Genomic DNA, 26,128 nt, shown 5'->3' on the forward strand with positions numbered 1-26,128 from the left:
TTCAGGACGGCCGGAAAAGCTGCGGAAAACGTCATTAAACAGGCGGCAGGCAGATCTACGCCTGCGGCCAGACGATGCTATGGCGCAGGAGAAGGGGATCCAGACCATGTTCTTCGAAGGCGATGTCGCGGACGAAAGCTTCTACAAGGACGAGATCCTGCAAAGCCGCCTGGAGGCGATGCTGGAAACCATCGACGTGCAGCGCACCCGCGCCGCGTGAAACGGCCGTGGGCTTCCGGCCAGGGCCTGTCAGCCCGACGGATCGGAAGCCCATGCCACCCCCGGCTCGGCAACCGCGATTTGAGGGGTGGAGCTGAACGGTCTGCGCCCGCGCTCAGTTCCTGCATCATCGGGCAAGCCGGAGCCGGTTCAACACCGACCCGAGAGCCTCGCACCGGAAGACCCGAGCGTCCTCTGCGCCGGCCTCAATGCAATATCTCGCAAACAGGACCAGCGCGAGCGGACGCTTTCCGCGACTCGGCGGCCTCAGGCAGCGCGTCGCCCCAGTCGGGAAAGATGCGCGGCCAGGTATTCCCGCCCGAAGATGTTGGCGAGTTCGCTGTGCCCCACACGCCCGTCAGACGTTTCCCACCGCATCAGGCATTGGTAAGCGATGTGAGAGGGGTTGAAGTTGTCGTAGGGGTGACCGGCGATGGCCGATCCCGTCATGCGATGAACCTTGCCGCGCACGTCGGTCGCCTCGATCCAGCAGTTGATCGGCAGCAGCTCCTGCGTCGCCCCCCCGACGCGGGCGTCGACGAGCCCATAGGTCTGCCCGTCTTCGACGACAAAGCCGAACCGCAGGCCGTCATAGACCGTCTCCCCGTCGACCAACTGGATCGGCACGGCCATGTGAAGACCGTAGCTGTCGTCAAAACATGCGCTGATAAAGGCCACGGCACGACGGCTCACCTCGGTGCGGCGGCTCCAGCTGTGGTCCATGCAATCGTAGCAATCGACGTCGTAGCGTTTGCCGCGCAGAACCAACTCCCCCGTGATATGGCCGATGGTGTTGAAGTGACCGGAGGGGAATTCCGCATCAGTGGATTTGTTGCCCCATTGATCACCCAGACGGCTGTCGTAGACCTGCCCGCCCGGTACCTTCAGCAGCGTGTTCTCCTCCGGGTCGTCGCAGTCGAAGGGACGGTGCAGCCCGCGGAAACGCAGATCCAGCGAACATTCATCCCCGCCCTTGTATGCGTAGCGGAAATGATAATCCCGCGGCGGAGCAGTCACCTGCACGCTGAGCCCGTTCTCCAGCGTGTAATTGGTGAAGTTGTCCGGCGCGGGCAGGTGCATCTGCGCATCCGAAAAGTCGATCTCATAGCTCTGCCGGCAGATGCCCTGACCGATGGCGATGGACGACAGCGCGACCCCCAGATTGGGCCGCGAGGCGACATAGAGGTTGCCAAGGATTCCCGCCTCGGGAACGGAGAAGATGAGCGGCGTGGTCTCGGTCCAGCGCCATTCGGCCGGGTTGCTCGGGTGATAGGAGGAATCTTTTTCGGTAATCATTTTCTTTCCTTGAACGGGGGTGGACGAAGGTCACAGCGCGTGGACGAGCCACAGCGCGGAAACCGGGACGAAAAGGATGATCAGCACGCGCACGAGGTCGCTGCACAGGAACGGCATCACACCCCGGAACGTGGTGGCGAGCGACACGTCTCCCGCCGTGCGGTTCACGACAAAGACGTTCAGCCCGACCGGCGGGGTGATCAGCCCGATTTCCACCACAGTCAGGGCGAGGATGCCGAACCAGATGGACTTGTCCTGCTGGGACAGGCCCCACAGGTCGAGCTTCATGATGATCGGATAGAAAAGCGGGACGGTCAGCATGATCATCGACATCGATTCCATCACGCATCCGAGCACGATGTAGATGACCAGGATCACCCCGACGACCAGCAGGGGCTGCATCCCCGAGGCGAGGATCCATTCCGTGATGCCGTTGGTCATGTTGGTGAAGGCAAGGGCAGAGTTCAGCATGTCGGCGCCGATCAGGATCAGAAAGATCATCGCGGTCGCATTTGCCGTGCCCGACAGGCTGGCAATGGTTCCGCGCATCCCCATCCCATGCATGACCGCAAGAACGAAGGTCGCCACCGCGCCCACGGCCGAAGCCTCAGTCGGGCTGGACCATCCGCCGTAGATCGACACCACCACCAAAAGGAAGATCACCGCCACCGGAAGGACGGCAAGCGTTGCATGCAGTCTTTCCGACCAGTTGGAGCGCGGCCCGGCCGGTCCCGCCTTCGGATCGCGCATCACGTGATAAAAGACCGCCAGCAGATAGCCGCAGAGCGCGATCATAGCGGGGATCACCGCCGCGACGAACAGCGCTCCGATCGATTCCCCCGTCAGGATCGCATAGACGACCAGCGGCACCGATGGCGGGATGAGGATGCCGAGCGTCCCGCCCGCGGCAATCACCCCGGTGGAAAGCCCGCCCGCGTAGTTGTAGCGGCGCATTTCCGGGTAGGCGACGGCGCCCATTGTTGCAGCCGTCGCCATAGAACTGCCGCAGATCGCGCCGAAACCCGCACAGGCGCCAATCGTGGCGAGAGCGATCCCGCCGCGGAAGTGCCCGATGAACGCATTCACGAATCGGAAAAGCAACTTTGACAGGCCACCATGCGTCGCGAACTGTCCCATCAGGATGAAAAGCGGAATGACGATCAGGTCGAAGCTGGCCAGACGCGCATAAACCGCGCCTTTCAACCAGTTGAGCCACGGCGCGACGCCGACCACCGTGACGAAGCCGACGGCGCCACCCAGAAACATCGCGATACCAATGGGGACGCGCAGGAAGATCAGCAGCAGGGTCAGCGCAATCAGAAAGATCCCGAGTTCGACGCCGGACATCATTCCACCTCCTCGCTCAGCAGGAAAAACTCCGTTCGCAGTGTCATCGCGCGGGGTGAAAGCCCGAGGTAAAAGCCGTTGATCGCCGTCAGCAACAGCCCCGGCAGCATCAGTGCCTGAAACATCCAGACGGGCCATGCCAGCAGCGGGGAAAACGCCCCGCTGGCCCGACTTTCCAGCACCAGGAGTCCCGTCCGCCAAGTCAGGACCAGAAGGACGGCGCCAAGCAGCAGCGACCCGATCTGATCCAGGATCCGGTTCTTGCGCGCCGGAAGTCCGCTGGTCAGCAGGTCCACCACGATGTTCGACCCGGTCAGCTGACACCACGGGAACAAAGCGGTGATGCTGAATGCCGCGAACATGCGCACGATTTCATTGTCGCCGTTGACCTGCCAGGAAAACAGCTTTCGAACGACGATGGTGAACGTCAGCATCAAGGCGAGGCCGCAGAGAGTCAGAACCCCGCCCAAGGCGAGGATCCGTGACAAGGATGTAAGCAGACGTCCGAAAGCGTCCGTGAACTGCGGTGCACGCGCAGCCTCAGCGAAAAACCGGTTTGTCATCTCTTTTCCTATCATTGGGCTGCGGCCATGCCGGCCAGCAGCCCCCGTGCCCTATTGTTGCCGGGCGGCAATGGCGGCGCGCGCCATGTCGAGCATCTTCTGCCCGTCCATCCCCTTGGCATTGGCGTCCTTGATCCAATCCTCGGTGATATGGGCAACCGCGGCGCGCCAGCGCTCGTATTCGTCTTCGGGAAGCAGGTAGATGTCGGCGGAGGCTTTGCGCAACGCCTCAAGCTCGGTGTTCGCGGTGCTGGCAAAGGCATCGGCGAACTCGGCCGAGGTTTCGGGGGTGCTGTTTTCGTCGATGATCTTCTTCAGGTCATCCGGAAGACGGTCATAGGTACCCTGCCCCATCATCACCAGCTGCAATGAGGTATACATCCGGTCTTGGCCCTCGGCGAAGTCGGTGTAGTGGTGCATCAGCGATCCGAGGTTGAGCAGCGAGACCGCGCTCCAGGGCAGATAGGCCCCGTCGATGACGCCACGGCTCAACGAATCCGTGATCTCGCCAGCGGCCATCTGGACCGGCAGCGCGCCAAGAGCTTCCAGCACCTTCGCCCCATACCGACCCGCCGACCGCAGCTTGACGCCCTGAAGATCCTCCATCTTGCGGATGGGTTTCGAGGCGGTCTGGATCACCGGAAAGTCGGCCGGCGCAACCGCGATCAGGTGGAGACCCGCGAGTTCCGGGCCGGGGTTCGCGGTGAAATAGTCATGCATGCCGCGTGCCGCATCGTGCAGGTCGCGCATCATGAAGGGCAGTTCGAAAACCTCGGCGGACAGATAGCTGCCGGGGCTGTAGCCGGGGTTGCCATAGGCGATGTCGACGATGCCGTCGCGGGCCTGGTTGAACAAGTCGCTGGGCGCCCCGCCCAGCTGCATCGACGGGAAGATCTGGCACCCCATCCGGCCACCGGACTGTTCCTCGATCCGCTTGCACCACGGTTCGAAGAACTTCACCTGCTGATACGACGTCGCGTGGACGAAGGAATGGAAACGAAAGGTGACCTCCCTTGCCTGCGCGCTCAAAGCGGCGACGCCGCACATCAGCGCCGCGGCCGACAGCCGCCTCGCAACTTGTCCGAATTTCATTGGCGATCCTCCCAAAACCCAATAATACTACATTAGTGTGCCATTGATGGCTTGTGTCAATCAGATTCTGTATGCTCGCATTCTGTACGTTGGCTAACGTTTGCCATCCGCCACGTAATTAGGCAGAACCCAGAGCGCAACGATGGAAGAGAAAGAGCCGAGAACCCAATGACGGAAGTGAAACGCCGCGCCGGTCGACCCACCCTTTCGGAAACCGCCGAACTGACGGAACGTATCCTCAACGCAGCGGAAGCTTCCTTCGTTGCTCGTGGTTTTCAGCAAACAACCATCCAGCAGTTGGCCGAAGATTGCGGCGTCACGCGCCGCAGCATCGTTGCGCGCTTTTCCAGCAAGGATGAGCTTCTCATCGCGGTTTGTTTAAGAGATATGGATACTTACGGACCGCAACTGGAAGCGGTGGAAATCCGCGACGATCACCCTTGGGAGGATCTGGAGCAGCTTATCCGCAAGCTGTGGGAGCGTGGGTCCGACATGAAACAGGCCGCGCTTCTGCGCGCCTATCTGGGGGAATCCGCGCGCCTGCCACAGATTCCCCACCACATCTTTTCCTTCTACCAACAGCTTACCAACACCCTCGAAGGAAAGATCACCGCGTTGCAGAGGCAAGGCCTTTTCCGTAACTACAAGGCATCGACGGTCGCGGCGACCGCGATTTCGCTGGTGATCTCCAACCCCAGAATCCGGACAATGGTGTTCGATCCCGCCTTCCGCGACCCGATTACCGTAGAGCGTTACTTTACCGACGCTTGGCTCCTGATTCGAGAAATGGCGTGACGTGTGCTATTTCAGGAAGTCGGGCAGCCGTTCCTCATCCAGCGGTGTCGGCTCGAACCCGATCGGGGCATACCAGTGCCGCTCGAACTCGATCCGGCGGTCGCTGAGTTCCAGCACTGCGAGGTGAATGCTCCGCGCCGTTTCGGGCGGCAGAACATCGCTGCCAGAGAGGACTGCCGAGACCGCATGCCCCAGTTCCAGCGCAGCAGCTCTGACCGATGAGGTCAGCGCGTCCGCGTCGCCCAGAACCGGGCGGCAGAGCTCGGTAAGGCGACGAAGTTCGACCGATGAGGCGATCGGCGACAGATCATGCGCCAAGAGTGCCTCCGCCAGGCCGATCTGATGCCTGAGGTCGAAACGTTCGCGCCCGTGCAGATAGTCGAGGCGCTTGCGCAGGAACGCGATATATTCCGCGGAAAGCCTCAGTTGCTCGCGCGCGAGGTGATCATTGGGGTCCAACGCCGGCGCCACGAAATCGTTCAGCGCCTTGACCACCGCGCCAAGGCCGATGTCTGTCTGATCCATCAGATTTTCTCCAGAAGCAACCGCTGCAATTCCCGCGCGGTGACCGGTTCCATGCCCTTGACGCGGGTCAACAGGACATCTTGGTGCGATTTGCCGAGCTTTGCGACCCGGGTGGCCGTCGCGGTGACCGAGGCGATGATCTGGAAACAGTTGAGAATACGGTAGAAATCCAGACGATCAGGGTCGACGCTCAGGCCGGATGCCGCTGTGTAGCGGTCGTAGAACTCGTCCTCCGGCACCAATCCGCAGATCAGGTAGTCCCTCCCATCTTCCGTATAGTGGCCAAAGCTGCGGTGGGTCGTCCAGGCGAGATCACGATGGCGGTCGCCAAGATGCGCACGTTCCCAGTCGAGCCAAGCGGAAATTTTTCCATTCTCTTCGTTGAAAAGGAAATTGCCGCTTCTGTAGTCGCCGTGGACGACGCTGACATAGTCCAGCGGCGGCAGGTTGCGTTTCAGCCAGCCGGCGGCAACGTCCATCAGCGCGAAATCCTCGCACCTGTCCTCCTCCCAAATCCGCAGGGCGCGGTTGAGCTGCCACTCTGCGCTCTGGGTCGTCCCGGTGCGCGGAACCGCCATGCTTTCGAACGTGCGTGAGCCCAGATCGAATGTGTGGATCGACGCCAGCTGTTGCATGAACTGCTCGGCCAGCGTTTCACGAAGCGCCGGTCCGAAATTGGTGCCCATTCCGCTGACCCTGCCGCTGTCGGTCAGGCTGGGCTTGGTGACGCCTCGCACATAGGCGTAGACGAGCGCCGGTTCGGGGAACCAGCGGGCGTCGCGGTCCAGCCAGAACACGCGCGGCACCGGGACCAAGCCGTTGAAGGCCTGAAGCAGTTCGAATTCGCGCAGTCGACTGGTGGTGTTGGACCCCTCGCTCGGATCCATCCGGACGACCATGTCCTCCTTCCGGACCTGTCCATGGTCATCCCGCCACTCCAGGGTGAAGCCGAGTTGGATCTTGGAGACGCCACCCGTGAACCAGCGCTGTCCGGAGATGGTAAACTCCTCAATGCCCAGATCAGTGAGCATGTTGACCATGCATGTGTTGAGCTCATCGACCGTGATGCGCTGATAGGCCGGCCCTGCCCGACGCCGCATCTTGCGAGTGAAGAGCGCGTCGACCTCCGGTTCGACTGGAAAGCGGCGGCGCATTTCCGCGATGAATTCCTCTGTCGGCCGGTCGCCCAAGGCGAACCTGTCCACCGCGGCGGTGACCTCGGCAATGTTGCCGCCGGGGGCCGAGATCAACGGCGCAGGCCTTGCCGCACTGCGATTAAAAGCATCTCCGTGTGCCATATACCCTCCCAGATAATGCGTCCCTACCCAAAACCCCGCGATTTCGGGAATGATTTCTAGTTTTTGCAGATTTAATAGCACTAGTAAAGTATATTAATTATATGCTAGAGATCAGTATGCTGCACGCGGCAGCAGGTCGCGGTCGTGCGCCTTGGCTGCCACGGTTGGAACGGAATGGAACGGCGGCTGCCGGAATGGGCCGAACTTTGGCGCCGTCTCAGGGCCGAGGGTTTCCGTAGCGGTCTTCGGGTCGTCGGAGAATGGGCGACACGCCAGCGCCGCGCCGAGCAGCCTGTGTCAAACGGCACAGGCAAGTCACCACCTGCGCGCGGGATTGCCCGGCTCATGACCATTGGTCGGGATCACCTCCAGAGCCGATGCGGTTCAGGTTGCGCGGATCGAAGCAGCGATGCCAGCCTTGGCGGTCGCCCGGGGCGCTCACCGACTGCCTCACGGACATGGTGCGCCACCGCCGCGAGGATGTCTTGGCCGGCTGGCTCGCCGAGACGGAAGACAGCATGATCGCTTCCGCCTCGGTTAGGCTGCTGCCGCTCCGGGCATTGGCAAGTTGAAGTAGGCCTGATCGGAGCGTTTCCCGTCAAGCGATGAATGCGGGCGACGGCTGTTGTAGAAGTTCAGATAGCGGCCGATCCCGGCGCGGGCCTCGGACACGCTGGCGTAGGCCCGCAGGTAGACCTCCTCGTATTTGATGGTTCGCCACAGGCGCTCGACGAAGACGTTGTCACGCCAGGCCCCCTTGCCGTCCATGCTGATCTTGATTTCGCGCGCGGCCAGCACCTTGATGAAGTCTGTCGAGGTGAACTGGCTGCCCTGGTCCGTGTTGAAGATCTCGGCGTGCCGTGTCGCGCCAGCGCTTCCTCCACAGCCTCTATACAGAAGTCGGCTCCAATGTGATCGACACCCGCCATGCCAGGACGCGCCGCGTGAACCAGTCCAGCACGGCCGCAAGGTAGATGAAGCCCGGAAAATCCACTTATCCCGGCTGTTCAGATTTCCGCAGCCACCTCTGAGGGGCAAATCAATCGGCTGAAAACCCTCAAGCGCCAGATGTGTGCGTCTGTCGCCGATACTCCTTGATGGTCCGCCAGGTGTGTGGAAATCCTCGCAACCTGGTTGGGGGAACTCGGCCCCGGGTGGGCTGCTTCGGACATTCTGACAGAAGGCACCCCCAACCCCGTTGCTATGGGGGTGCAGGCAGTGCCGGCGACGTGGGACTGCCAAACCCTTCAGCGATCAGCACGTAGGTCGCGCTGGACCGGACGGTGATCGCCTTTCCGGCCGACGTTCGGGATATCCGGCAAGCAGGATGCGGCGTCTCAATCGGCCGGCCGCCCCGCGCCCGGCGAGTGATGCCGGCCGATGGGTAGCATCATCGGTCGGCCCGAGATCGGGTCGGCCATGATCCGGCTCTCGAGCCCGAAGACCGCGCGCACCATCTCGGCCGTCAGCACCTCGGCGGGCGGGCCTTGGCGGAAAACACCGCCGTCCTTGACCGCAATCAGCGCATCGGCATAGCGCGCGGCCAGGTTCAGGTCGTGCAGCACCATGGCGACCGTGGTGCCGCGCGTCCGGTTCAGATCGACGAGCAGGTCCAGCACCTCGACCTGGTGGCTGATGTCGAGGAAGGTCGTCGGCTCGTCGAGCAGCAAGAGCTCGGTCTCTTGCGCCAGGGCCATGGCGATCCAGACGCGCTGGCGCTGGCCGCCCGACAGCTCGTCCACCGGGCGCTCGGCCAGGTCTGCGGTCTGGGTCGCGTCCAGCGCATTGGCGACGGCGGCGTCGTCCCCGACCCCCCAGCGCGACAGCAGCCCGTGATGCGGATGGCGGCCGCGCGCCACCAGTTCGGCCACGGTGATGCCCTCGGGCGCGATGGGCGATTGCGGCAAAAGACCGAGCTGGCGGGCCAGCGCGCGGGGCGCGATGCGGTGGATGTCACGGCCGTCCAGCACCACCCTACCGGCGCGCGGCACCAGCAGGCGCGACAGGCTGCGCAGCAGCGTGGACTTGCCGCAGGCATTCGCGCCGACGATGGCGGTGATCTGTCCCGGCGCGATGGTCAGGCTGAGATCGCGCAAGACCGTGCCCTCGCCATAGCCGGCGCTCAGTGCCTGGGCCTGCAAGACGTGTCGACTGGTCACAATGCGCCTCCGCTGCGGTTCATCCGGATGATGAGATGGATCAGGTAGGGCGCGCCGAGCGCCCCGGTGACGACGCCGACCGGATAGCGCCCGGGCAGCAGGAACTGGCCGCAATAGTCGCCGATCAGCACCAGCGCCGCCCCGACCAGGGCCGAGGGCAGCAGCAGCGACCCGCCCACGCCGACGACCCGCGCGGCGATGGGGCCGGACAGGAAGGCCACGAAGGCGATGGGCCCGGTAACGGCGGTCGCGACCGCGATCATGCCGGTAGCGCAGATGATGACGAGGGCGCGGGTCGGCCCGACGCGCACGCCAAGCGCGGCGGCCATGTCCTCGCCCATGCGCAGCGCCTCGAGGTCGCGGGCGCGCGCCAGCAGCAGGCCGCCTCCCAGCGCCAGTGCCAGGGCCAGCGGCACGGTCTGCGCGGTCTGGGCACCGTTCACGCTGCCCGAAAGCCAGCGCAGCGCCAGCTGCAAGTCCCAGGCCGGCGCCCGCGACAGGGCATAGGCGATCATGCTGTTCAGCATCGCGGCGACCCCGATGCCGATCAGGATCAGCCGGGTGCCGGCAACGCCGCCGCGCCAGGACAGGCCATAGATCGCCAGCGCCACCGCCAGCCCCGCCGCTACCGCCAGGGCCGAGACGACGGGTCCGCCGAGCCCCAGCACGATGATCGCCAGCACGGCGGCGGCGCTGGCGCCGGTGCTGATGCCGATGATGTCGGGGCTGGCCAGCGCATTGCGCAGCATGATCTGGAAGGACACCCCGCCCATGCCGAAGGCCGCCCCGGCGAGCGTCGCCATCAGCGCGCGCGGCAGCCGCAGCTTGCCGACCGTGAAGCTCGCGCCCGCCACCTCCTGCCCGGCCAGCACTCGCAGCACGTCCAGGGGTGGGGTCAGGCTTTGCCCCCAGACCAGCGACAGTGCGAACAGCGCCGCGATCAGCAGCACCAGCGCCGCGATGACCCGCCGGCGGCGCGACTGGCGCAGCCGGCGGGCGGCTTGGATGCGGTCTTGCGTCGTCATGGCCTAAAGCTCGCGCAGTTTCTGGCGGCGCACGATCCAGATGAAGAAGGGCGCGCCCAGGAAAGCGGTGACGACGCCCACGTCCAGCTCTCCGGGACGCGAGACGATGCGGCCGACCACGTCCGACGCCAGAAGCAGCGCCGCCCCGGCCAGCGCCGAGAAGGGCAGGAGCCAGCGGTGATCCGTGCCGACCAGCGCGCGGCAGAAATGCGGCACGACCAGCCCGACGAAGCCGATCGGCCCGCAAACCGCCGTGGTCGCGCCGCAAAGCAGCACCGCGGCAAGGCCGGCGACGGCGCGGGTGCGGGTGACGTTCTCGCCCAAACCGGCCGCCAGTTCGTCCCCCAGCGCCAGCGCGTTCAGCCGCCGCCCCCATAGCAGCGCGATCGCCAGCCCCGGCGCAAGGAAGGGCAGCACCGGCAGGATGCGCGCGAAGGTAGCGCCGCCGATGCCGCCGATCTGCCAGGCCTGGATGCCGCCGGCGATGTCGTTTCGCGGCAGGACGATGGCGATCACCAGCGACGAGAACGCCACCGAGGTTGCCGCCCCGGCCAGGGCCAGCTTCAGGGGAGTCGCGCCGCCGCGCCCCAGCGAGGCGATGGCATAGACGAAGACCGCCGCCAGCCCGGCGCCCAGGATCGCGGTCCAGATATAGCTGCTGGCCGCGCTGATCGAGAACCAGGCCACGCCGATCACCACCGCCAGCGCCGCGCCCATATTGATGCCCAGGATCCCCGGATCGGCCAGCGGGTTGCGGGTGACGCCTTGCAGCAGCGCGCCCGCAAGCCCCAGCGCGGCGCCGGCGAGCAGCCCCAGCACGGTGCGCGGGATACGCGCGGCGACCGCCGCCTGGGCGATGCCGTCGCTGCGGCCAAGAAGCCCCGCCGCGATGTCGGCCCAGCCCACGGCCCGCGTGCCGACCGCGACCGAGGCCAGGCAAAGCCCCAGCACCAGCAGCGCGCAAAGCGCCAGGGCCAGCGGCTTGCCGCCCGCGCGGCTGCGCATGTCGGCGGCGGCGATCATTCCGCCTTCGTGCCCGCTCCGGCCAGCAGGGCGACGTAATCGTCCAGCACCCAGGGGATCGACAGCGGCGTCGGGTTGGCCGCCGTGCCCAGCGGGTCACTGCCCAGAAGCACCAGCGCGTCGCGTCGCACTGCCGGCATGTGCGACAGCAGCGGATCGGCCTTGACCGCGTCCAGCAGGGCCTGCCCGCCATAGGTCACGATGATGTCCACGTCGTCGAAATCGTCGACGCGCTCGGCGCTGACCTGGCCGGCGAAACCGCCACCCTGCGAGGCGTCGGTCACGCTTTTCGGCGCCGTCAGCCCGAGGTCGGCGAAGAACTGAACCCGCGTGTCCTGCGTGGTGTAGAAATTGATCGTGCTGAGGTTGGTCGCGTCGAGATGGGTCACGAACATCGCCGACTTGCCGGCAAGGCCGGGGTGGCGGGCGACGGCCTGGGCGATCTGGGCCTCGATCCGGGCGATCAGCGCCTCGCCCTCGGCCGAGAGGCCCAGGCCCTTGCTGTTCAGCCGGATCATGTCGCGCCAGTTGGTGCCCCATGCTGTGCCGGGATAGGCGACCACCGGGGCGATCTGGCTCAGCGTATCGTAGTCGGCCTGCGTCAGACCGGAATAGGCGGCAAGGATCACATCGGGCTGCACCGCCGCCACCGCCTCGAAGTCGATGCCGTCGCCCTCGTCGAACAGAACCGGGGGAGCGGCGCCCAGTTCCCTGAGCCTTTCGTCGATCCAGGGCAGGATGCCGTCGCCGTCATCGTCGCCGAAATCCGCCCGGGCAAAGCCGACGGGCACGACGCCCAAAGCCAGCGGAACCTCTTGATTGGCCCATGACACCGTGGCGACGCGCACCGGCCTGGCTGGAATTACGGTCGTGCCGAAGGCGTGTTCGACGCTCACGGGAAAACTGTCCTCGGCCCAGGCCGCGCCATCCGTGGCGGCGACAAGGGCAAGGGTGGCCAGCACCGCGCGGACGGGGCCGGAAAGGGCGCGCAGGAAGGGCAAGCTTTTGCTCCTCTGTCTCGAGAGGCCCGGCCCCGCGCGGATCGCGCGCGGGGCCGGGCTCGCATGGTTTACCAGCGGCGGGTCAGCGTGGCGCTGATCTCGCGGCCGGGGTTGTAGTAGTCAGCGGTGCCGGTGCCGACAACATGCTGTTCATCGAGCAGGTTGCTGACATGCAGGGTCAGGTCGGTCCCGGGCTGCACCGCATAGCTGAAGGCCAGGTCCAGCAGCGTGGTCGCCTTACTCTTGCCGCCGGTATTGGCCAGGTTGAAGTAATACGACCCGACATAGCGCGCGCCCAACCCGAAGGTCATGTCGCCGCGCGCACCGGCGCCCGGCACCGTGTAATTCACCCAGGCCGAGGCCAGGTGGTTCGGGACCACGGCGAACTGCTTGCCCTTGGAGGTCGGATCGTTCACGACTTCCGAATCCAGATAGGAATACGAGCCCAGCAGGCTGAGGTTCTCGGCGATTTCCGCCTTGCCCTCGATGTCGAAGCCGCGCACACGGGTTTCCCCGATCGTCCGGCGGATGATGTTGCCATCGTCCTGCACCTCGGCCACGGTGATGTTCTGCTGCGTCAGGTCATAGATCGCGGCCGAGACCAGCGCATTGGTGCCCGCGGGCTGGTATTTCACGCCGATCTCGTATTGCTCGCCGCGTTTCGGCTCGACACCGATCGAGGGCGGCGCGACCGATTCCACATAGCTGACATAGGCCGAGATTTCCGGCGTGACCTTGTAGGTCAGCGCCCCGCGCCACGAGGTTTCCGAGAAATCGTCGCTGTCGTCGTTGCTGGACAGATCCAGCCAGTCGTGACGCATGCCGACGGTGGCGACGATGCGGTCGTCGAAGGACAGGTTCTGCGTCACAAAGGCCGATTTGGCCCGATAATCCCTCTTGGTGGTGCTGTAGACGTTCAGTGGCGAGGGGATCCCGGTATAGACCGGGTTGGCGATGTCGATGGGCGAGGCAACACCGTAATAGCTGGTCTCGTCGGTCGAGGCGTTGCGGAACTCCAGCCCGGCCAGCGTGCTGCTGTCGAATCGCCCGAAGCTGGTGTCGTATTTCAGGATCGCGTTGCCGATCAACTCGTGACCGCTGGAATCCTGGCCATAGTAATAGCGCGCCAGCGTGGTTCCGGTGCGGCCGGCATAGTCGTAGAGATAGACATAGCCGAAGTCATCCTCGAGATCGCTGTAGCGCAGGTTCGCCTGCAGGCTCAGGCCGTTGCCGAAGTCATGCGACAGCAGCGCCGTGATGCTCTTGCGATCGACGTCGTGGTCGTTGTAATCCGGCTCGCCAAAGAAATCGCCGCGGTCGTATTCGTGGTCCAGCGGATAGCCGCCGCTGTTCGGGGTGCCGTCGCGCTTGAGATAGTCCAGCACCACGTCAAGCCGGGTGTCGGGCGTGATCTCCCAGGCCAGGCCGGCCATCACGAAGGTCTCGTCGTCGCGGGAATAGTTGTATTCCAGGTCACTCTTCTGCACCTTGGCGGTGAAGCGATAAGCCAACGTGCCCTCGGCGTTCAGCGTGTCGCCGAAATCGACCGTGACCGCCTTGTGGTCGAACGAGCCGAAGGTCAGCCCGGCCGAGCCGAAGCGCTCGAAACGCGGCGTCTTGGTGACGAAATTGACCGAGCCGCCGGGGTCGGCCATGCCGAACAGCGTCGAGTTCGCGCCGCGCAGCACCTCGACCCGCTCATAGGCGAAGGGCTCTTCGCGCACGCCGCGCATCGAACCCAGCGTCAGCCCGTCGCGATACGTCGTCGCCTGATAGCCGCGCACCAGATAATAGTCGTTGCGGTCGTCGCTGCCGTAATAGTCGGTGACGATGCCGGCGGAATAGGACAGCACCTCCTCGACCGTCTGGGCGTCGCGGTCCTCGATCTCCTTCGAGGTGATGACCGAGACCGAGGCCGGCGTGTCGAGGATACTGGTCGCGACCTTGCCGCCGACCCAGAGTTCCTCGGCGACGATCGAACCGGCGTCGTCGTCGGCTTGGGCGCCCGCGGTGATGGTAACGGGGTTCAGCCGGATCGTGGCGGCGCTTTCCTCGCCGGCATCCTGGGCAAGGGCGGGGCCGGCAAGCAAAATCGCGGTTCCCGACCAGAGCAGGGACCGCGCGGCGTGACGGTACAGGGGTTTGGTTCGGCCGGAGCCGGTTCGTTGCACAGCCATGAGGCACTCCTGTAATACAATTACTGCTGGCAATGCTGAACTGGCTGGCTTCCAATCGCGAAAGGCTGGCTTGGTCGTTTACCGCAAGCTGCGCCGGTAACCGCTTTCGCGACCTCCGTCTTGAAGAATACCTTGGTCTTTGTCCAAAACTGCTGGCCGGCGCGGTGATTGATCGTCCCTGTGCTATTTCCGCAACATCGGCTCAAGGCCCGCCTGCTTACGCTGGATGCGTCGCCAGGCGGCCGGCGGCAGACCGCAGCTCCGGCGAAAGACGCGGGTCAGGTGCGCCTGATCGGAAAAGCCCAACTGCGCGGCGATGTCGGACAGGCGCAGTTCCGAGTCCAGCAAAAGCGCCCGCGCCCGAGCGATACGCTCGTCCAACTGCCATTGCAGCGGCGTCGTGCCGGTGGTGCGCTTGAAGACATGGGCGAACCAGCCTTCCGACAGTCCCAGACTCTCGGCCATCTCGGCCACGCTCAGCTTGCGGTCAGGGCTTTGTGCCAGCCGCGCCTGCAGCAGATCCATTTGCGCCGCCGTCAGGCCCGGAGGCGCTTCCTCTTCCTCGGCGGCGATGTCCAGCAGGTAGCTGAAAATGCTGCCGACCAGATTCTCGGCATAGACGCCGTGCCTGCTGGGACGGTCGATTTCATCGACCAGAAGGCAGGCCAGTCCGTCCAGCGCGGCCACGTCCTGGATCTCGGCCGGGCGGCGCATGGCGGCCAAAGCCTCGGACCGGCCCAGCGAAGGGGTCAGGAAGCGCAGCAGCCGGTCCTGATGCACATGCAAATCCAGATGCGCGAAGCTGTGGCGCGCGGTGAAGCCGGTCCACATCGGCATGCCGGCCGGCACATAGATCGCCCGAGCCATCGGCCGGCAGTGCTGCCCGATACCCCCGTCCCGGTTCGAGATCCGGATCTGTGCCGAGACATCGTTGAGGAAAAAGACGATCCGGGGATCGGGCGACAGGTAGTAGCCGCTGGCGCCGGGCTGGCCATCGGCCTGCCAATGGACGCTGACAAGCCCTTCCAGGCCACGCCACTGCACAGGCGTCGTCGCCTGGATGCCTTGGGTGTAGCAGGTCATGGAATGACGATAGCTCATCGCGCGGCCGGCTTTCTCTGGATATGGCAAGGGGTGAGGCTGGGCCGGACCGGACCTGGCGCCGGCCAGTCTAGTCGGCCCGAGACGATGCGTCCAGCGCCGAGAACCGGCGCTGCCCGTGATGCCGGCGGCACCGGCGACCGAGCATCTGCGGGCAGCACGGGTGGAAGGGGACGGGTTGGCCGCATCTCGAAGGTTGACCAGACGGACGTCGTATTCGGGGCCGTTATCGACTCTGATTGCCAGAGGCTTTCCACGCCATTCGATGATCTGGTTCAGCGAACACACGACCCGTTCGGCGGGCAGCGAGAAGTCAACCTCGATGCCCAGCCCCTCGCGGTTGAAATCGTCCGGCACATTTGGCGCCCATCCGCCAACCGGTCCGCCATGAAGTCCATCGGCCAGCTCAGATCGGCGGCCGCCGGCACGGCGAGTTCCTTGAGCTTGCCAGAGCGATGTATGGAGTCGCCATCCAGAAGATCAAGGTTGTTTCGACCAGCAGCCGCACACGGCTGACGGCCAGACAGCACAGCGAGCCAGGGTCAGCGCCCCGCACCGGCGTCATCGCCCCGCTCACAGGTGCGGGCGGGACGACTCAGGGATGTCAGCCCTTCTGCGAGGCGAAGGTCGCGCGATATTGCGACTGGCGTTCCAGCATCCAGCCCGGGTATTCGGCGGGCAGCCTCGTCACGCCGTCGAGCGCGGCCAGATCCTCGGCAGTCAGCGCCACCTCGGTCGAGCGGATATTGTCCTGCAACTGGTCGATCCGCTTGGCCCCTACGATCACGCTGGTCACCACCGGCTGATGCAGCAGCCAGGCCAGCGCCACCTGCGCCACCGTGTAGGTCTTGGCCGATGCGATCTCGCGCATCACGGCGATGGCGGCATCGCCGCGTGCCAGATCGACCGGCGGGAAATCGAAGCTCGCCCGGCGGCCGTCGTTCGCGGTACTGCTGAGCGGGCAACAGATGCGGCGGCTTCAGCTGTTCTTTCCCAAGGCGCGAGGTCGCGCGCGATCCGACGACTGCGAGGTGTTGAGCGGGATCATCCACGTCAAGCGGTATGGGCTGCGATGGCAGGATGCGCCCCGGGCTACGGTCCCTACAAGATCCTGTACAACCGGTTTGCTCACTGGTCCCGGATGGGCATTTCGCCCGGATATTTCAGAAACTGGCGCAGCCCGGCGGCCATGCGAGGCAATCATCGAAACCCAGAGCGGGCGCGAGATCGGGGCGTGTGGCCAGGACCGCGGCCCATCCGGCGAGATCGGCTGGGCCGGGCGGGTGAAGCCCTGTTCCGCCCGGTAGTGCAGCAGGTCCATCCGGGACTTGCCGACGGTTCGGGTAATGCTGGCCTCGCTTGATCCCTTCCAGTTCTGTGCCGCCGGAGTCGGCCGGTGGTTTGGCAGGGCCTTTGCAATGCCCAGCGCTTCCGCCTTCCGCGTGAAGTCGCTGTTCCCGGCCGGGTTGTAGCTGCCGGTGCCGGGATGCAGGCTCAACGGTTGGGCCAGGATGAAGACGCGCAGCCGCTCGTGCGGCGCGCCGACCTCTGCCGCTGAAAACAGGTCCGCCGCAGGCGTGTAGCCCGATCCCCAAAGCTCTCGCAGGACGGTTTCAAGCCCGAGGGTGACGTGCCCGGCGACGTTTTCGAGGAAGATCCATTCCGGACGGCATTCACCGATGACGCGGGCGACGTCAGGCCAGAGGTGCCGGGGATCTTCGGCGCCGCCGCGCTTTCGGCCGCGCTGAACGGCTGGCAGGGATATCCGGCGAGGGCAGTGTCAAAGGCACCACGGGAGGGGCGGGCGTCGAAGCTGCGCAGGTCGGTCCGGTGCTTCACATCGACAGCGGCGTTCAAGTCCTACGTTGACAGCCTGAATGCGCCGAATGCCGGCCTTGCAGCGGAGTAGCGACACGACGGCGCTCTGTCGGCACCGCTTTTCAGGGGGGCCTCGATGAACATTGACCAGTGTTGACAAGAATTTGGAACTCAAAAGCCGAGCATTCCGCTCGTCCTTCCCTGCCCAAACATGGGTGTTCCGCTCTTCGGAAACAACTCGGCGCAGGAGCATTACCCTCACTGCCTGACTGATGACGGCATCGATAAACTGAAAGACATGCTCAGGGATGCGCGCATCGCCATCGAAACCTGGCACGGGTTCCACAACGACTTTGTCGATGACCAGAAAATCTGCATCAAGGCACACATGGTCGACCGCAGCTGGTCGGGTCTTACGCGGAGTTGATAGAAGCCGGCGGTGCGCCTTACCGGCAGACGATTGGAGGCCGGGAGTTCTGGTATCTGAAGATGCCCATGGTGAATGGCATCAGGAAGAAAGACCGCTACTTGGGGCCGGACAGCGCCGAGGTTCAGGCTCGATTGCATTAGCATCATGACCTGAAAGCCGTGCGCGGCGAGCGCGTCGCCATGATCCGATCCCTGCGTGCGGCCCGGCTGCCCGGCCCGGATCCGCTCTCTGGAAAAATCATGTCGACGTTGGCAGAGGCCGGGGCCTTCCGGCTGCGGGCCGTGGTCGTGGGCTCGGCTGCATTTCAGACCTATCCGCCGATGCTGGGGGTGCGTTTCGATAACGCGGCGGGCCAGACCGGGGACCTCGACATAGCGCAATTCCACTCGATTTCGCTGGCGGTGGACGATGCCATCGAGCAAGATCTCCTTACCACCCTCCAGACGGCAGATGATCGGTTCAGGGCGATACCGTTGCCCATGAATGGGAGGCGGACCCTGCGATACGCCATCCGGGTGGGAAGCCAGGCGGAATTCGCCGTCGACCTTCTGTGCCCGCTGCGTGGGCCGGAGCGCGGAAGCATCGCCCAGTTGAAAACGATGAAGGGCGATGCCCAGCTTTTGCGCTACCTCGACTTCCTGATCTACGGCGAGATCAACGCGGTCGCCCTTTACGGGCTGGGCGTACCGATCAATGTGCCGGCACCGGAGCGCTACGCGGTCCACAAGCTGATCGTTTCCCGGATGAGGATCGAGACGGCCGAGAGCCTGGCGGAGGCCCGGAAGGACATCCGTCAGGCAGAGGCCCTCCTCGAGGTGTTGCTGGAGGATCGCCCTTATGAGCTGGAGGCGGTCTGGACCGAGGCGATGGAACAGGGGCCGAGCTGGAGAGGCAAGCTCCTTGAAGGGGTTGCCATGCTGCAAAAAATCGGTGATCAAGGCGATGCAAGAGCGGATGAAGCTCCAGCTGAGTTGAGCCGAGCTTTGCTTATAGACAAAAAATGTATCGTCTATAAGGTAGTCTGTCTCGCGCCGTGCGCACGCTATCGCTTTTCTTGGTCAGTGTGCTTCCGCCCCGGCAGCGCTGCAAAGGCCGCCTGCGCGGCCATGCACCCCGCCTCGATCTCGCAAGTTGCGAAATCGCCGATGATCCCCAGGTCGTCCTCGCCGTCGACCAACCGGGCAAGCATGCGACGCCTTCGGCCCGGCTTCTTTCGGAAGCCCCTGCGGCACATCCCCAGAAATATAACAATGTGACATATTTCTTCGCGACCATGCGATGATATGCCTGCCCGCCCCGCGATAGAGTGATCGGTGTCAGGAAAAGCCGCCCGGCGACGGGGCGCGCTTGCCGCAGCGGATCGGCCAGAGGAGGGCCGGACCCGCAACGGAATGCGGCGGATCATGGGAGGGCAGGCAATGCTCAACAGACGGACCTTCATCGCCTCGGGCGCGGCACTGGCGGGGCTGGGACTGGCGCGGCCGGCGCTGGCGCAAGGCAAGGCGATCAGGATCGGCTATGTCAGCCCGCAGACCGGCCCGCTCTCGGCCTTTTCGGCCGCGGACGACTTCATGGTCCGGCAGTTCCTGGCCAGCGCGCCGGGACTCGGCATCGAGGCCGAGGTCATCGTCAAGGACAGCCAGTCCAACCCCAACCGCGCCGCCGAGGTGGCGCGCGAACTGATCAGCCGCGACGAGGTGAACCTGATCCTGGTCGCCTCGACCCCCGAGACCACCAACCCGGTCTGCAGCGTGGCGGAATCCGAGGAGATCCCGGTGATCTCCAGCGTCGCGCCCTGGCAGCCCTGGTTCATCGGCCAGCAGGGCAATCCGGCCGACCCGGAAAGCTGGCAGGAATTCGACTATGTCTATCACTTCTTCTGGGGGCTCGAGGATAATGTCCGGGTCTTCATGAACATGTGGGATGCGGTGCAGACCAACAGATCTGTCGGCGCGCTCTGGCCCAACGACAGCGACGGCAATGCCTGGGCCTCGGAGGTGGGCATGCCGCCGGCGCTGGCCGAGGCCGGCTATCGGCTGACCGATCCGGGCCGCTACCAGAACCTGACCGACGATTTCAGCGCCCAGATCAATGCCTTCAAGCAGGCGCAGGCCGAGATCCTGGTCGGCATCCCGATCCCGCCGGATTTCACCACCTTCTGGACCCAGGCCCGGCAGCAGGGCTACCGGCCCAAGCTGGTCTCGGTCGCCAAGGCGCTGCTGTTTCCCGAAAGCGTCGCCGCGCTTGGCGAGTTGGGCGACAACCTGACCGCCGAAGTCTGGTGGTCGCCGCGGCACCCGTTCCGCTCGTCCCTGACCGGGCAGAGCGCGGGCGAACTGGCCGCCGATTTCGAGGCCGCGGCCAAGCGGCAATGGACCCAGCCCGCCGGCTTCGTCCATGCGCTGTTCGAGGTCGCCGCCGACGCCATCCGCCGCACCGACGACCCGACCGACGGCGATGCGCTGGCCGAATCCATCGCCGTCACCGACCTGCAGACCGTGGTCGGCCGCGTCGCCTGGGGGCAGGAGAACGTGCCCGAATTCGCCCGCAGGAACGTCGCCAAGACGCCGCTGGTCGGCGGGCAATGGCGCCGCAAGGAGGACGGCAGCTTCGACCTGGTGATCGTCGAGAACGCGCTGGCGCCCGAGATCCCGCTGGGCGACAGCATCCGGACGCTGGCATGATGGCGCTGCTTTCGCTGCAATCCGTGTCGAAAAGCTTCGGCGCGCTGAAAGTCACCGACGATGTCAGCTTCGATCTGCAACCGGGCGAGGCGCTTGGCATCATCGGCCCGAACGGCGCCGGGAAATCGACGCTGTTCAACCTGATCACCGGCAATCTGCGGCCGGATGCCGGGCAGATCCTGCTGGACGGGCGCGATGTCAGCGCCGATTCGGTCATGGCGCGCTGTGCGGCGGGCATCGGCCGCTCGTTCCAGATCCCGCAGCCCTTCGGCCATCTGTCGGTCTATGAAAACCTGCTGGTCGCGGCGCGCTTCGGCGGCGGGCTGGCGGCGGCCGAGGCGCCGGAGTTCTGCATGGACATCCTGCGCCGCACCGGGCTGGCCGGTGCCGCCGACAATCCCGCGGGCGGGTTGCCGCTGCTCAGCCGCAAGCGGCTGGAGCTGGCCCGCGCCATGGCCACGCGGCCGCGGGTGCTGCTGCTTGACGAGATCGCCGGCGGGCTGACCGATGCCGAATGCGTCGAGCTGGTCGCCACCATCCGCGCCATCCATGCCGAGGGCACCGCCATCGTCTGGATCGAGCATGTGCTGCATGCGCTGAACAGCGTGGTCGGCCGGCTGATCGTGCTGAATTTCGGCCGGCTGCTGATGGTCGGCGACGTCAGGACGGTGATGAACTCGGCCGAGGTGCGCGAGATCTACCTGGGGGCCGAGGTATGAGCGGACCCATCCTGTCGGTTTCCGGCCTGACCGCGCATTACGGCGATTTCCAGGCGCTGTTCGGCGTCGACGTGACGCTGCAGCAGGGCGAGGTCTTGGCCATCATCGGCGCCAACGGCGCCGGCAAGACCACCCTGATGCGGGCGATCACCGGCATCGCCCGCGTCAGCGCCGGCCGCGTCCGGCTGGACGGGCGCGACATCACCGGAACCCCGGCGCCCGACATCCTGATGGCCGGCATCGCCATGGTGCCCGAGGGGCGGCGGCTCTTCCCCTCGCTCAGCGTCGAGGAGAACCTGCTGATCGGCGCCCATGCGCGCCGCACCCAGGGGCACTGGAACCTCGAAAGCGTCTATCGCCTGTTTCCCATCCTGCGCGAGCGGCGCGACCATCCCGGCACGGCGCTGTCGGGCGGCCAGCAGCAGATGGTGGCCATCGGCCGGGCGCTGATGTCCAACCCGCGCGTGCTGCTTTGCGATGAGCTCAGCCTCGGCCTCGCCCCGGTGGTAATCCGCGAGATCTATGCCGCCTTCCCCGAGATCCGCGCCAGCGGCGCCTCGATCGTGGTGATCGAGCAGGACGTGGGCCAGGCGCTGAAGGTGGCCGATCACGTGCATTGCATGATGGAGGGCCGCATCACCCTGTCCGGCCGGCCGGGCGAGCTGTCGCGCGACGCCATCCACGACGCCTATTTCGGAGCGACCCACTGATGTTTTCGCTGGATACGATCGTGCAGGGCCTGCTGCTGGGCGGCCTCTATGCGCTTTTCGCCGCCGGGCTCAGCCTGGTCTTCGGCATCATGCGGCTGGTGAACCTGGCACATGGCGACCTGATCGTGCTGGGCGCCTATCTGATCCTCGGCCTGGGCACGGTGACGGGCATGAACCCCTTTGTCGCGGCGCTGATCGCCATGCCGCTGATGTTCGCGCTGGGATGGCTCTTGCAGACCCGGCTGCTGAACCGGGTGCTGGGCGAGGACATCCTGCCGCCGCTGCTGGTCACCTTCGGGCTGTCGGTGGTGATCCAGAACGGGCTGCTTGCCGCCTTCACCGCCGACAGCCGCAAGCTGGCGGCGGGGCCGGTCGAATCCGCCTCGGTCGTGATCGGGCCGGTGCATATGGGCGTCATGCCGGTGATGACGCTGGCCACGGCGGTCGCGGTCATCCTGGCGCTGAACCTGCTGTTCTATCGCACCGCGCTGGGACGCGCCTTCCGCGCCACCTCGGACGATGCGGTGACGGCGCAGCTGATGGGCATCCGGCCGCAGCGCATCTTCGCCATGGCCACCGGCATCGCCCTGGTCGTCGCCGCCATCGCCGCGCTCTACCTGGGCACGCGGGCGAATTTCGACCCCTCGATCGGGCCGGCGCGGTTGCTCTATGCCTTCGAGGCGGTGATCATCGGCGGGCTGGGCAGCCTCTGGGGCACCTTGGCCGGAGGCGTGGTGATCGGCCTTGCCCAGACCATGGGCGCGGCGATCAACCCGGAATGGCAGATCCTGGCCGGGCATATCGCCTTCGTGCTGATCCTGATGGTCCGCCCGCGCGGGCTGTTCCCCCGGGCCATCGACTGAAAAGGGCGCCATGATGAAAACCACCTTTCCCGCATATCGCCCCCTGGCCCTCGCCATCCTTTGCGCAGCCGCCCTGGCGCTGGTGCCGCTGATCGGCCCGCGCGCCGTGGTGCAGGACCTGTTCGGCATCCTCTGCCTGCTGGTGCTGGCGCTGAACTGGAACATGCTGGCGGGCTTTGCCGGGCTGGTCTCGGTCGGGCAGCAGGCCTTCGTCGGCATCGGCGCCTATACCATGTTCGCCGCCGTCATCCTGTTCGGGCTGGACCCGCTGGCCGGCGTGCTGCTGGGCGGGCTGGTCGCCATGGCGCTGGCCGTGCCGGTGGCCTGTTTCGTCTTTCGCCTGAACGGCGCCTATTTCGCCATCGGCACCTGGGTCGCGGCCGAGATCGCCCGGCTGGGCCTGGGCCAGTGGAAGGCGCTCGGCGGCGGCACCGGCACCTCGCTGCCCAAGGGCACCACCCGCGACATGCTGGGCGTCGGGCCGGTCAAGGAATGGCTGGGCGTCTCCAGCGCAGCAGCCAGCGACATCGTGCTTTACTGGCTGGCGCTGGGGCTGGTTCTGGCGACGCTGGGCGTGTCCTGGGCCTTCCTGCGCTCGCGCATGGGACTGGGCCTGCAGGCGATCCGCGACAATGCCATGGCGGCGCGCGCGGTGGGCGTCGATCCGGTGCGGCTCAAGGCGCTGGTCTTTCTGCTGGCCGCCTTCGGCACCGGCCTTTGCGGCGGGCTGCTGTTCATCCAGATCACCCGCATCACCCCGGACGCGGCCTTCTCGCTGCTGGACTGGACCGCCTTCGTGCTGTTCGTGGTGGTGATCGGCGGCATCGGCACCCTGCCCGGCCCCATCGTCGGCGTGGTGGTGTTCTATGCGCTGGAGCGGCTGCTGTCGGATTACGGCAGCGCCTATCTGATCGTGCTGGGCCTGTTCGGCATCGCGGTGATGCTGTTCGCGCGGCGCGGCCTTTGGGGCAGCCTGTCCGGCCGCACCGGGCTGGAATTGCTGCCGCTGGGCCACCGCGCCCCTGCCCCCGCACCGGCCCCCGCCCCCGCACCGGCCATCCGGCCCTGAGATTCACGAAAGGAAGGAAACCATGTCCTATTTCACCGAAGCAGGCTCGGTCGAGACCGTCAACGCCCGCATGGGCGAGACGACCGACGCCCGGCTGGCCGAGGTGATGGCCTGCCTGGTCAAGCACCTGCATGCCTTCGCCAAGGAAATCGCCCTGACCCAGGAGGAATGGGAGATCGGCATCGACTTCCTGACCCGCACCGGCCAGATCTGCTCGGGCGAGCGGCAGGAGTTCATCCTGCTTTCGGACGTGCTGGGCTTTTCCATGCTGGTCGATGCGATCAACAACCGCCGCCCCGAGGGCGCGACCGAAAACACCGTCTTCGGCCCCTTCCATGTCGAGGGCGCGCCGATCCGCGAGATGGGCGCATGCATCAGCCTGGACGGCAAGGGCGAAAGCTGCCTGTTCGAAGGCCGGGTGCTGGACCTGGACGGCAATCCCGTCGAGGGCGCGACCGTCGATGTCTGGTCCGACAATGCCGACGGCTACTATGACGTGCAGCAGCCGGGCATCCAGCCGAAATGGAACAATCGCGGCCGCTTCGTCACCGGGCCGGACGGGCGCTACAGCTTCGTCGGCATCAAGCCGGTCAGCTATCCGATCCCCGATGACGGGCCGGTCGGGCAGATGCTGGGCAAGCTGGGCCGCCATCCCTACCGGCCGGCGCATATGCATTACCTCGTTACCGCGCCGGGCTATCAGCGCGTCGTCACCCATACCTTCGTCGGCGGCGATGCCTATCTGGCCTCGGACGCGGTCTTCGGGGTCAAGAACAGCCTGGTCGCGCCCTATGAGCGCATAGACGGCGAGACCCTCTGGCGCTCGCCCTTCGACTTCATCCTTGTCCCTGCCTGAGCCGATCATGCCCAACGTCAAGATCTATGTCGACGAAACCCGCCTTGGCGCCTGCCGCGAGGCCATCGAGGATGCGCTGCCCCGGCTGCGCGACCTGCTTTGCGACGGGCTGGCGGTCGAGGCCAGCGCCTGCCAGATCGCCGCACTGCCGGTGCTGGGCCTGCCCGACCAGCCGCAGGTGAATGCCGAGCTGCTGATCCTGCCGCGCAGCGGCCGCACGCCGGAGCGGATCCGCGCCGTCGCCGGGACCATGCGGCAGATGCTGGAACAGGCCAGCGGCCTTAATGTCGCGGTGCGGGTGGGCATGCTGGACCCCGAAACCTATCTGGCGCTGAAATAGCCCCTCAGCCGCGCCGGCGCGTCACCTGCTGGTCGTGTTCCATCCGCGCGGTCAGCCGGGCGAATTCCTCGGTCAGGAAGGCGATGAGCTGGCGCATGGCCGGCGGGCCGGGCCGGCCCTCGGGCAAAAGCAGGCCCAATTGCCGCTCGGGGTGGTCGATGCGCAGCGGCAGCGCCTCCATCGGCACGCTGCGGCGCGACAGGAACACCACCGAATAGGGCAGCACGGTCAGCGCGTCCGACCCCGCCATCACCGACTGGATCGAGGCCAGCGTGCCGCCCGAGAAGCTGACGTTGAAATCCTCCTGCCCGATGGATTTCAGCGCCCGTTCCAGGTCGCGGTAAAGCGGGCTGTTGGCCGGCGGCGCAATCCAGGTATAGGGCGCCAGATCGGCCTGGGCGATGGCCTTGCGCCGGGTCAGCGGATGGCCGGCGCGGGCCGCGACCACGTTGCGGCTGGGCAGGACCGGGGTGAAGCTCAGCCCCGGCGGCACCTGGCTGGGATGCAGGGGCAGGATCGCCATGTCCAGGGTGCCGTTGCGCAAGGACGCCTCCAGCGTATCGACATAGCCATAGGACTGGTCGATCTGAACCTCGGGGTGGCGCATCTGGAAATCCGCGATCATGGTCGAGACCACCCCGTCCATAAAGATCGGCGAGCCGCCGACCCGCAGCCGCCCGGCATGGCCCTTGCGGAAGCGCTGGACCAGCAGGCTGGCCTCCTGATTCGCGGCGCGGATGCGGGCGCCGAACCGCGCCAGGCTCAGCCCCAGCTCGGTCGGGCGCAGCGGGCGGCGGCCGGGCTGGAACAGCGGCATGCCGATGCGCTTTTCCAGCAGCGCCATGCTGCGCGAGACCGAGGGCTGCGACTTGCCAAGCGCCTCGGCCCCCTCGGTCAGCCCGCCCTTCTCGACGATCACCGCCAGGATTTCCAGATGTTCGCTGTCTATTTTCATAACTTATTATCATATTATGTTTCGTTCATCCGATCAATATCTGTCTTTGGCCGGTGTAGCTTG

At 65.6% G+C, this 26,128-nt stretch carries 24 protein-coding genes and 6 pseudogenes; 13 read left to right on the plus strand and 17 right to left on the minus strand.

Features of this window, described 5'->3' with window-relative positions; all coding sequences use genetic code 11:
- Positions 1–79 precede the first annotated feature (79 nt).
- On the plus strand, positions 80–220 hold the full coding sequence (locus tag PARN5_RS24290) for a hypothetical protein (RefSeq protein ID WP_018000554.1): 141 nt from the start codon (positions 80–82) through the stop codon (positions 218–220).
- 266 nt (positions 221–486) lie between these two features.
- On the opposite strand, the gene PARN5_RS0114795 is transcribed toward PARN5_RS24290, so the two are convergent.
- From PARN5_RS0114795 to PARN5_RS0114810, 4 genes are all read right to left on the minus strand, one after another.
- Positions 487–1,515, minus strand: a complete 1,029-nt coding sequence (locus PARN5_RS0114795) for a hypothetical protein (protein ID WP_018000555.1) — start codon at positions 1,513–1,515, stop codon at positions 487–489.
- Between the two features lie 30 nt (positions 1,516–1,545).
- Positions 1,546–2,865 carry a TRAP transporter large permease gene (locus PARN5_RS0114800; protein WP_232419403.1) on the minus strand — a complete coding sequence of 440 codons (1,320 nt, stop codon included), beginning with the start codon at positions 2,863–2,865 and terminating at the stop codon, positions 1,546–1,548.
- A complete protein-coding gene (locus PARN5_RS22255; protein WP_198289610.1) occupies positions 2,862–3,332 on the minus strand; it encodes a TRAP transporter small permease in 471 nt (156 codons plus the stop codon). Before PARN5_RS22255 ends, PARN5_RS0114800 begins: the two co-directional genes overlap by 4 nt.
- A gap of 144 nt (positions 3,333–3,476) precedes the next feature.
- On the minus strand, positions 3,477–4,517 hold the full coding sequence (locus tag PARN5_RS0114810) for a TRAP transporter substrate-binding protein (protein WP_018000558.1): 1,041 nt from the start codon (positions 4,515–4,517) through the stop codon (positions 3,477–3,479).
- 168 nt (positions 4,518–4,685) lie between these two features.
- On the opposite strand from PARN5_RS0114810, the gene PARN5_RS0114815 reads away from it, so the two are divergent.
- Positions 4,686–5,312: a TetR/AcrR family transcriptional regulator gene (locus PARN5_RS0114815; protein ID WP_018000559.1), complete on the plus strand. Its 627-nt coding sequence runs from the start codon at positions 4,686–4,688 to the stop codon at positions 5,310–5,312.
- 6 nt (positions 5,313–5,318) lie between these two features.
- On the opposite strand, the gene PARN5_RS0114820 is transcribed toward PARN5_RS0114815, so the two are convergent.
- Together PARN5_RS0114820 and PARN5_RS0114825 are read right to left on the minus strand one after the other, a co-directional pair.
- Positions 5,319–5,837, minus strand: coding sequence for a hypothetical protein (locus PARN5_RS0114820; protein ID WP_018000560.1), 519 nt, complete (start codon positions 5,835–5,837; stop codon positions 5,319–5,321).
- On the minus strand, positions 5,837–7,087 hold the full coding sequence (locus tag PARN5_RS0114825) for a phosphotransferase family protein (protein WP_018000561.1): 1,251 nt from the start codon (positions 7,085–7,087) through the stop codon (positions 5,837–5,839). The genes PARN5_RS0114820 and PARN5_RS0114825 overlap by 1 nt, the downstream gene beginning before the upstream one ends.
- 220 nt (positions 7,088–7,307) lie before the next feature.
- Here PARN5_RS0114825 and PARN5_RS24900 point away from each other — a divergent pair.
- A pseudogene (locus PARN5_RS24900) lies at positions 7,308–7,568 on the plus strand (ISL3 family transposase); the annotation flags it as partial.
- A gap of 104 nt (positions 7,569–7,672) precedes the next feature.
- On the opposite strand, the pseudogene PARN5_RS23585 reads toward PARN5_RS24900, so the two are convergent.
- From PARN5_RS23585 to PARN5_RS0114865, 9 genes and pseudogenes are all read right to left on the minus strand, one after another.
- Positions 7,673–8,117, minus strand: a pseudogene (locus PARN5_RS23585) (integrase core domain-containing protein); the annotation flags it as partial.
- 355 nt (positions 8,118–8,472) lie between these two features.
- The gene (locus tag PARN5_RS0114835; protein WP_026155458.1) at positions 8,473–9,294 is read right to left on the minus strand and encodes an ABC transporter ATP-binding protein; all 822 of its coding nucleotides are present in this window, start codon (positions 9,292–9,294) and stop codon (positions 8,473–8,475) included.
- On the minus strand, positions 9,291–10,319 hold the full coding sequence (locus PARN5_RS0114840; protein WP_018000564.1) for an iron chelate uptake ABC transporter family permease subunit: 1,029 nt from the start codon (positions 10,317–10,319) through the stop codon (positions 9,291–9,293). The genes PARN5_RS0114835 and PARN5_RS0114840 overlap by 4 nt, the downstream gene beginning before the upstream one ends.
- A 3-nt stretch (positions 10,320–10,322) precedes the next feature.
- Positions 10,323–11,342 (minus strand): iron ABC transporter permease, encoded by a 1,020-nt coding sequence (locus tag PARN5_RS0114845; RefSeq protein WP_018000565.1) that lies wholly within the window; start codon positions 11,340–11,342, stop codon positions 10,323–10,325.
- Positions 11,339–12,304, minus strand: a complete 966-nt coding sequence (locus tag PARN5_RS0114850; protein WP_026155459.1) for an iron-siderophore ABC transporter substrate-binding protein — start codon at positions 12,302–12,304, stop codon at positions 11,339–11,341. The genes PARN5_RS0114845 and PARN5_RS0114850 overlap by 4 nt, the downstream gene beginning before the upstream one ends.
- 107 nt (positions 12,305–12,411) lie before the next feature.
- Positions 12,412–14,520: a TonB-dependent siderophore receptor gene (locus PARN5_RS0114855; RefSeq protein ID WP_036744969.1), complete on the minus strand. Its 2,109-nt coding sequence runs from the start codon at positions 14,518–14,520 to the stop codon at positions 12,412–12,414.
- Between the two features lie 183 nt (positions 14,521–14,703).
- Positions 14,704–15,621, minus strand: a complete 918-nt coding sequence (locus PARN5_RS25210; protein WP_018000568.1) for a helix-turn-helix domain-containing protein — start codon at positions 15,619–15,621, stop codon at positions 14,704–14,706.
- A 213-nt stretch (positions 15,622–15,834) separates the two neighbouring features.
- Positions 15,835–16,067: pseudogene (locus PARN5_RS23590) on the minus strand (IS3 family transposase); the annotation flags it as partial.
- A 158-nt stretch (positions 16,068–16,225) separates the two neighbouring features.
- Positions 16,226–16,567, minus strand: a pseudogene (locus PARN5_RS0114865) (aldo/keto reductase); the annotation flags it as partial.
- Between the two features lie 22 nt (positions 16,568–16,589).
- Between PARN5_RS0114865 and PARN5_RS24910 the strand changes: the two are divergent.
- Positions 16,590–16,782 (plus strand): annotated as a pseudogene (locus PARN5_RS24910) (transposase); the annotation flags it as partial.
- A 331-nt stretch (positions 16,783–17,113) separates the two neighbouring features.
- Here the strand turns inward: PARN5_RS24910 and PARN5_RS24915 are convergent.
- Positions 17,114–17,386 (minus strand): annotated as a pseudogene (locus tag PARN5_RS24915) (DNA cytosine methyltransferase); the annotation flags it as partial.
- Between the two features lie 264 nt (positions 17,387–17,650).
- Between PARN5_RS24915 and PARN5_RS22260 the strand changes: the two are divergent.
- The 9 genes from PARN5_RS22260 to PARN5_RS0114915 all read left to right on the plus strand — a co-directional run bounded on the left by PARN5_RS22260 (position 17,651) and on the right by PARN5_RS0114915 (position 25,110).
- Positions 17,651–17,866, plus strand: a complete 216-nt coding sequence (locus PARN5_RS22260) for a hypothetical protein (RefSeq protein WP_018000571.1) — start codon at positions 17,651–17,653, stop codon at positions 17,864–17,866.
- 182 nt (positions 17,867–18,048) lie between these two features.
- A complete protein-coding gene (locus PARN5_RS22930) occupies positions 18,049–19,125 on the plus strand; it encodes a GSU2403 family nucleotidyltransferase fold protein (RefSeq protein ID WP_081615007.1) in 1,077 nt (358 codons plus the stop codon).
- A 162-nt stretch (positions 19,126–19,287) separates the two neighbouring features.
- Positions 19,288–20,553 carry an ABC transporter substrate-binding protein gene (locus PARN5_RS0114885; protein WP_018000573.1) on the plus strand — a complete coding sequence of 422 codons (1,266 nt, stop codon included), beginning with the start codon at positions 19,288–19,290 and terminating at the stop codon, positions 20,551–20,553.
- Complete coding sequence (locus PARN5_RS0114890; RefSeq protein WP_018000574.1) at positions 20,550–21,272, plus strand: ABC transporter ATP-binding protein; 723 nt, start codon at positions 20,550–20,552, stop codon at positions 21,270–21,272. The genes PARN5_RS0114885 and PARN5_RS0114890 overlap by 4 nt, the downstream gene beginning before the upstream one ends.
- Positions 21,269–21,982, plus strand: a complete 714-nt coding sequence (locus tag PARN5_RS0114895; RefSeq protein WP_018000575.1) for an ABC transporter ATP-binding protein — start codon at positions 21,269–21,271, stop codon at positions 21,980–21,982. The genes PARN5_RS0114890 and PARN5_RS0114895 overlap by 4 nt, the downstream gene beginning before the upstream one ends.
- Positions 21,982–22,845 carry a branched-chain amino acid ABC transporter permease gene (locus PARN5_RS0114900; RefSeq protein ID WP_018000576.1) on the plus strand — a complete coding sequence of 288 codons (864 nt, stop codon included), beginning with the start codon at positions 21,982–21,984 and terminating at the stop codon, positions 22,843–22,845. Before PARN5_RS0114895 ends, PARN5_RS0114900 begins: the two co-directional genes overlap by 1 nt.
- 10 nt (positions 22,846–22,855) lie before the next feature.
- Complete coding sequence (locus PARN5_RS0114905) at positions 22,856–23,914, plus strand: branched-chain amino acid ABC transporter permease (RefSeq protein WP_018000577.1); 1,059 nt, start codon at positions 22,856–22,858, stop codon at positions 23,912–23,914.
- A 22-nt stretch (positions 23,915–23,936) separates the two neighbouring features.
- Complete coding sequence (locus PARN5_RS0114910) at positions 23,937–24,770, plus strand: intradiol ring-cleavage dioxygenase (protein ID WP_018000578.1); 834 nt, start codon at positions 23,937–23,939, stop codon at positions 24,768–24,770.
- Between the two features lie 7 nt (positions 24,771–24,777).
- Entirely contained in the window at positions 24,778–25,110 is a 333-nt protein-coding gene (locus PARN5_RS0114915) for a hypothetical protein (protein ID WP_018000579.1), read from the plus strand.
- Positions 25,111–25,114: 4 nt separating this feature from the next.
- On the opposite strand, the gene PARN5_RS0114920 is transcribed toward PARN5_RS0114915, so the two are convergent.
- The gene (locus PARN5_RS0114920) at positions 25,115–26,065 is read right to left on the minus strand and encodes a LysR family transcriptional regulator (protein WP_018000580.1); all 951 of its coding nucleotides are present in this window, start codon (positions 26,063–26,065) and stop codon (positions 25,115–25,117) included.
- Positions 26,066–26,128: the final 63 nt, after the last annotated feature.

It is taken from the genome of Paracoccus sp. N5, assembly GCF_000371965.1.
Taxonomy (GTDB): domain Bacteria; phylum Pseudomonadota; class Alphaproteobacteria; order Rhodobacterales; family Rhodobacteraceae; genus Paracoccus.

What these genes read in the sequence shown, in the direction of transcription:
- PARN5_RS22260 (WP_018000571.1), top strand. Translation starts at nt 17,651, where the DNA reads ATGGGTGTTCCGCTCTTCGGAAACAACTCGGCGCAGGAGCATTACCCT.
- PARN5_RS0114900 (WP_018000576.1), top strand. Translation starts at nt 21,982, where the DNA reads ATGTTTTCGCTGGATACGATCGTGCAGGGCCTGCTGCTGGGCGGCCTC.
- PARN5_RS0114820 (WP_018000560.1), bottom strand. Translation starts at nt 5,837, where the DNA reads ATGGATCAGACAGACATCGGCCTTGGCGCGGTGGTCAAGGCGCTGAAC.
- PARN5_RS25210 (WP_018000568.1), bottom strand. Translation starts at nt 15,621, where the DNA reads ATGAGCTATCGTCATTCCATGACCTGCTACACCCAAGGCATCCAGGCG.
- PARN5_RS22930 (WP_081615007.1), top strand. Translation starts at nt 18,049, where the DNA reads ATGATCCGATCCCTGCGTGCGGCCCGGCTGCCCGGCCCGGATCCGCTC.
- PARN5_RS0114915 (WP_018000579.1), top strand. Translation starts at nt 24,778, where the DNA reads ATGCCCAACGTCAAGATCTATGTCGACGAAACCCGCCTTGGCGCCTGC.
- PARN5_RS0114810 (WP_018000558.1), bottom strand. Translation starts at nt 4,517, where the DNA reads ATGAAATTCGGACAAGTTGCGAGGCGGCTGTCGGCCGCGGCGCTGATG.
- PARN5_RS0114800 (WP_232419403.1), bottom strand. Translation starts at nt 2,865, where the DNA reads ATGATGTCCGGCGTCGAACTCGGGATCTTTCTGATTGCGCTGACCCTG.
- PARN5_RS0114920 (WP_018000580.1), bottom strand. Translation starts at nt 26,065, where the DNA reads ATGAAAATAGACAGCGAACATCTGGAAATCCTGGCGGTGATCGTCGAG.
- PARN5_RS0114845 (WP_018000565.1), bottom strand. Translation starts at nt 11,342, where the DNA reads ATGATCGCCGCCGCCGACATGCGCAGCCGCGCGGGCGGCAAGCCGCTG.
- PARN5_RS0114795 (WP_018000555.1), bottom strand. Translation starts at nt 1,515, where the DNA reads ATGATTACCGAAAAAGATTCCTCCTATCACCCGAGCAACCCGGCCGAA.
- PARN5_RS0114910 (WP_018000578.1), top strand. Translation starts at nt 23,937, where the DNA reads ATGTCCTATTTCACCGAAGCAGGCTCGGTCGAGACCGTCAACGCCCGC.
- PARN5_RS0114840 (WP_018000564.1), bottom strand. Translation starts at nt 10,319, where the DNA reads ATGACGACGCAAGACCGCATCCAAGCCGCCCGCCGGCTGCGCCAGTCG.
- PARN5_RS24290 (WP_018000554.1), top strand. Translation starts at nt 80, where the DNA reads ATGGCGCAGGAGAAGGGGATCCAGACCATGTTCTTCGAAGGCGATGTC.
- PARN5_RS0114815 (WP_018000559.1), top strand. Translation starts at nt 4,686, where the DNA reads ATGACGGAAGTGAAACGCCGCGCCGGTCGACCCACCCTTTCGGAAACC.
- PARN5_RS0114890 (WP_018000574.1), top strand. Translation starts at nt 20,550, where the DNA reads ATGATGGCGCTGCTTTCGCTGCAATCCGTGTCGAAAAGCTTCGGCGCG.
- PARN5_RS0114895 (WP_018000575.1), top strand. Translation starts at nt 21,269, where the DNA reads ATGAGCGGACCCATCCTGTCGGTTTCCGGCCTGACCGCGCATTACGGC.
- PARN5_RS0114885 (WP_018000573.1), top strand. Translation starts at nt 19,288, where the DNA reads ATGCTCAACAGACGGACCTTCATCGCCTCGGGCGCGGCACTGGCGGGG.
- PARN5_RS0114905 (WP_018000577.1), top strand. Translation starts at nt 22,856, where the DNA reads ATGATGAAAACCACCTTTCCCGCATATCGCCCCCTGGCCCTCGCCATC.
- PARN5_RS0114855 (WP_036744969.1), bottom strand. Translation starts at nt 14,520, where the DNA reads ATGGCTGTGCAACGAACCGGCTCCGGCCGAACCAAACCCCTGTACCGT.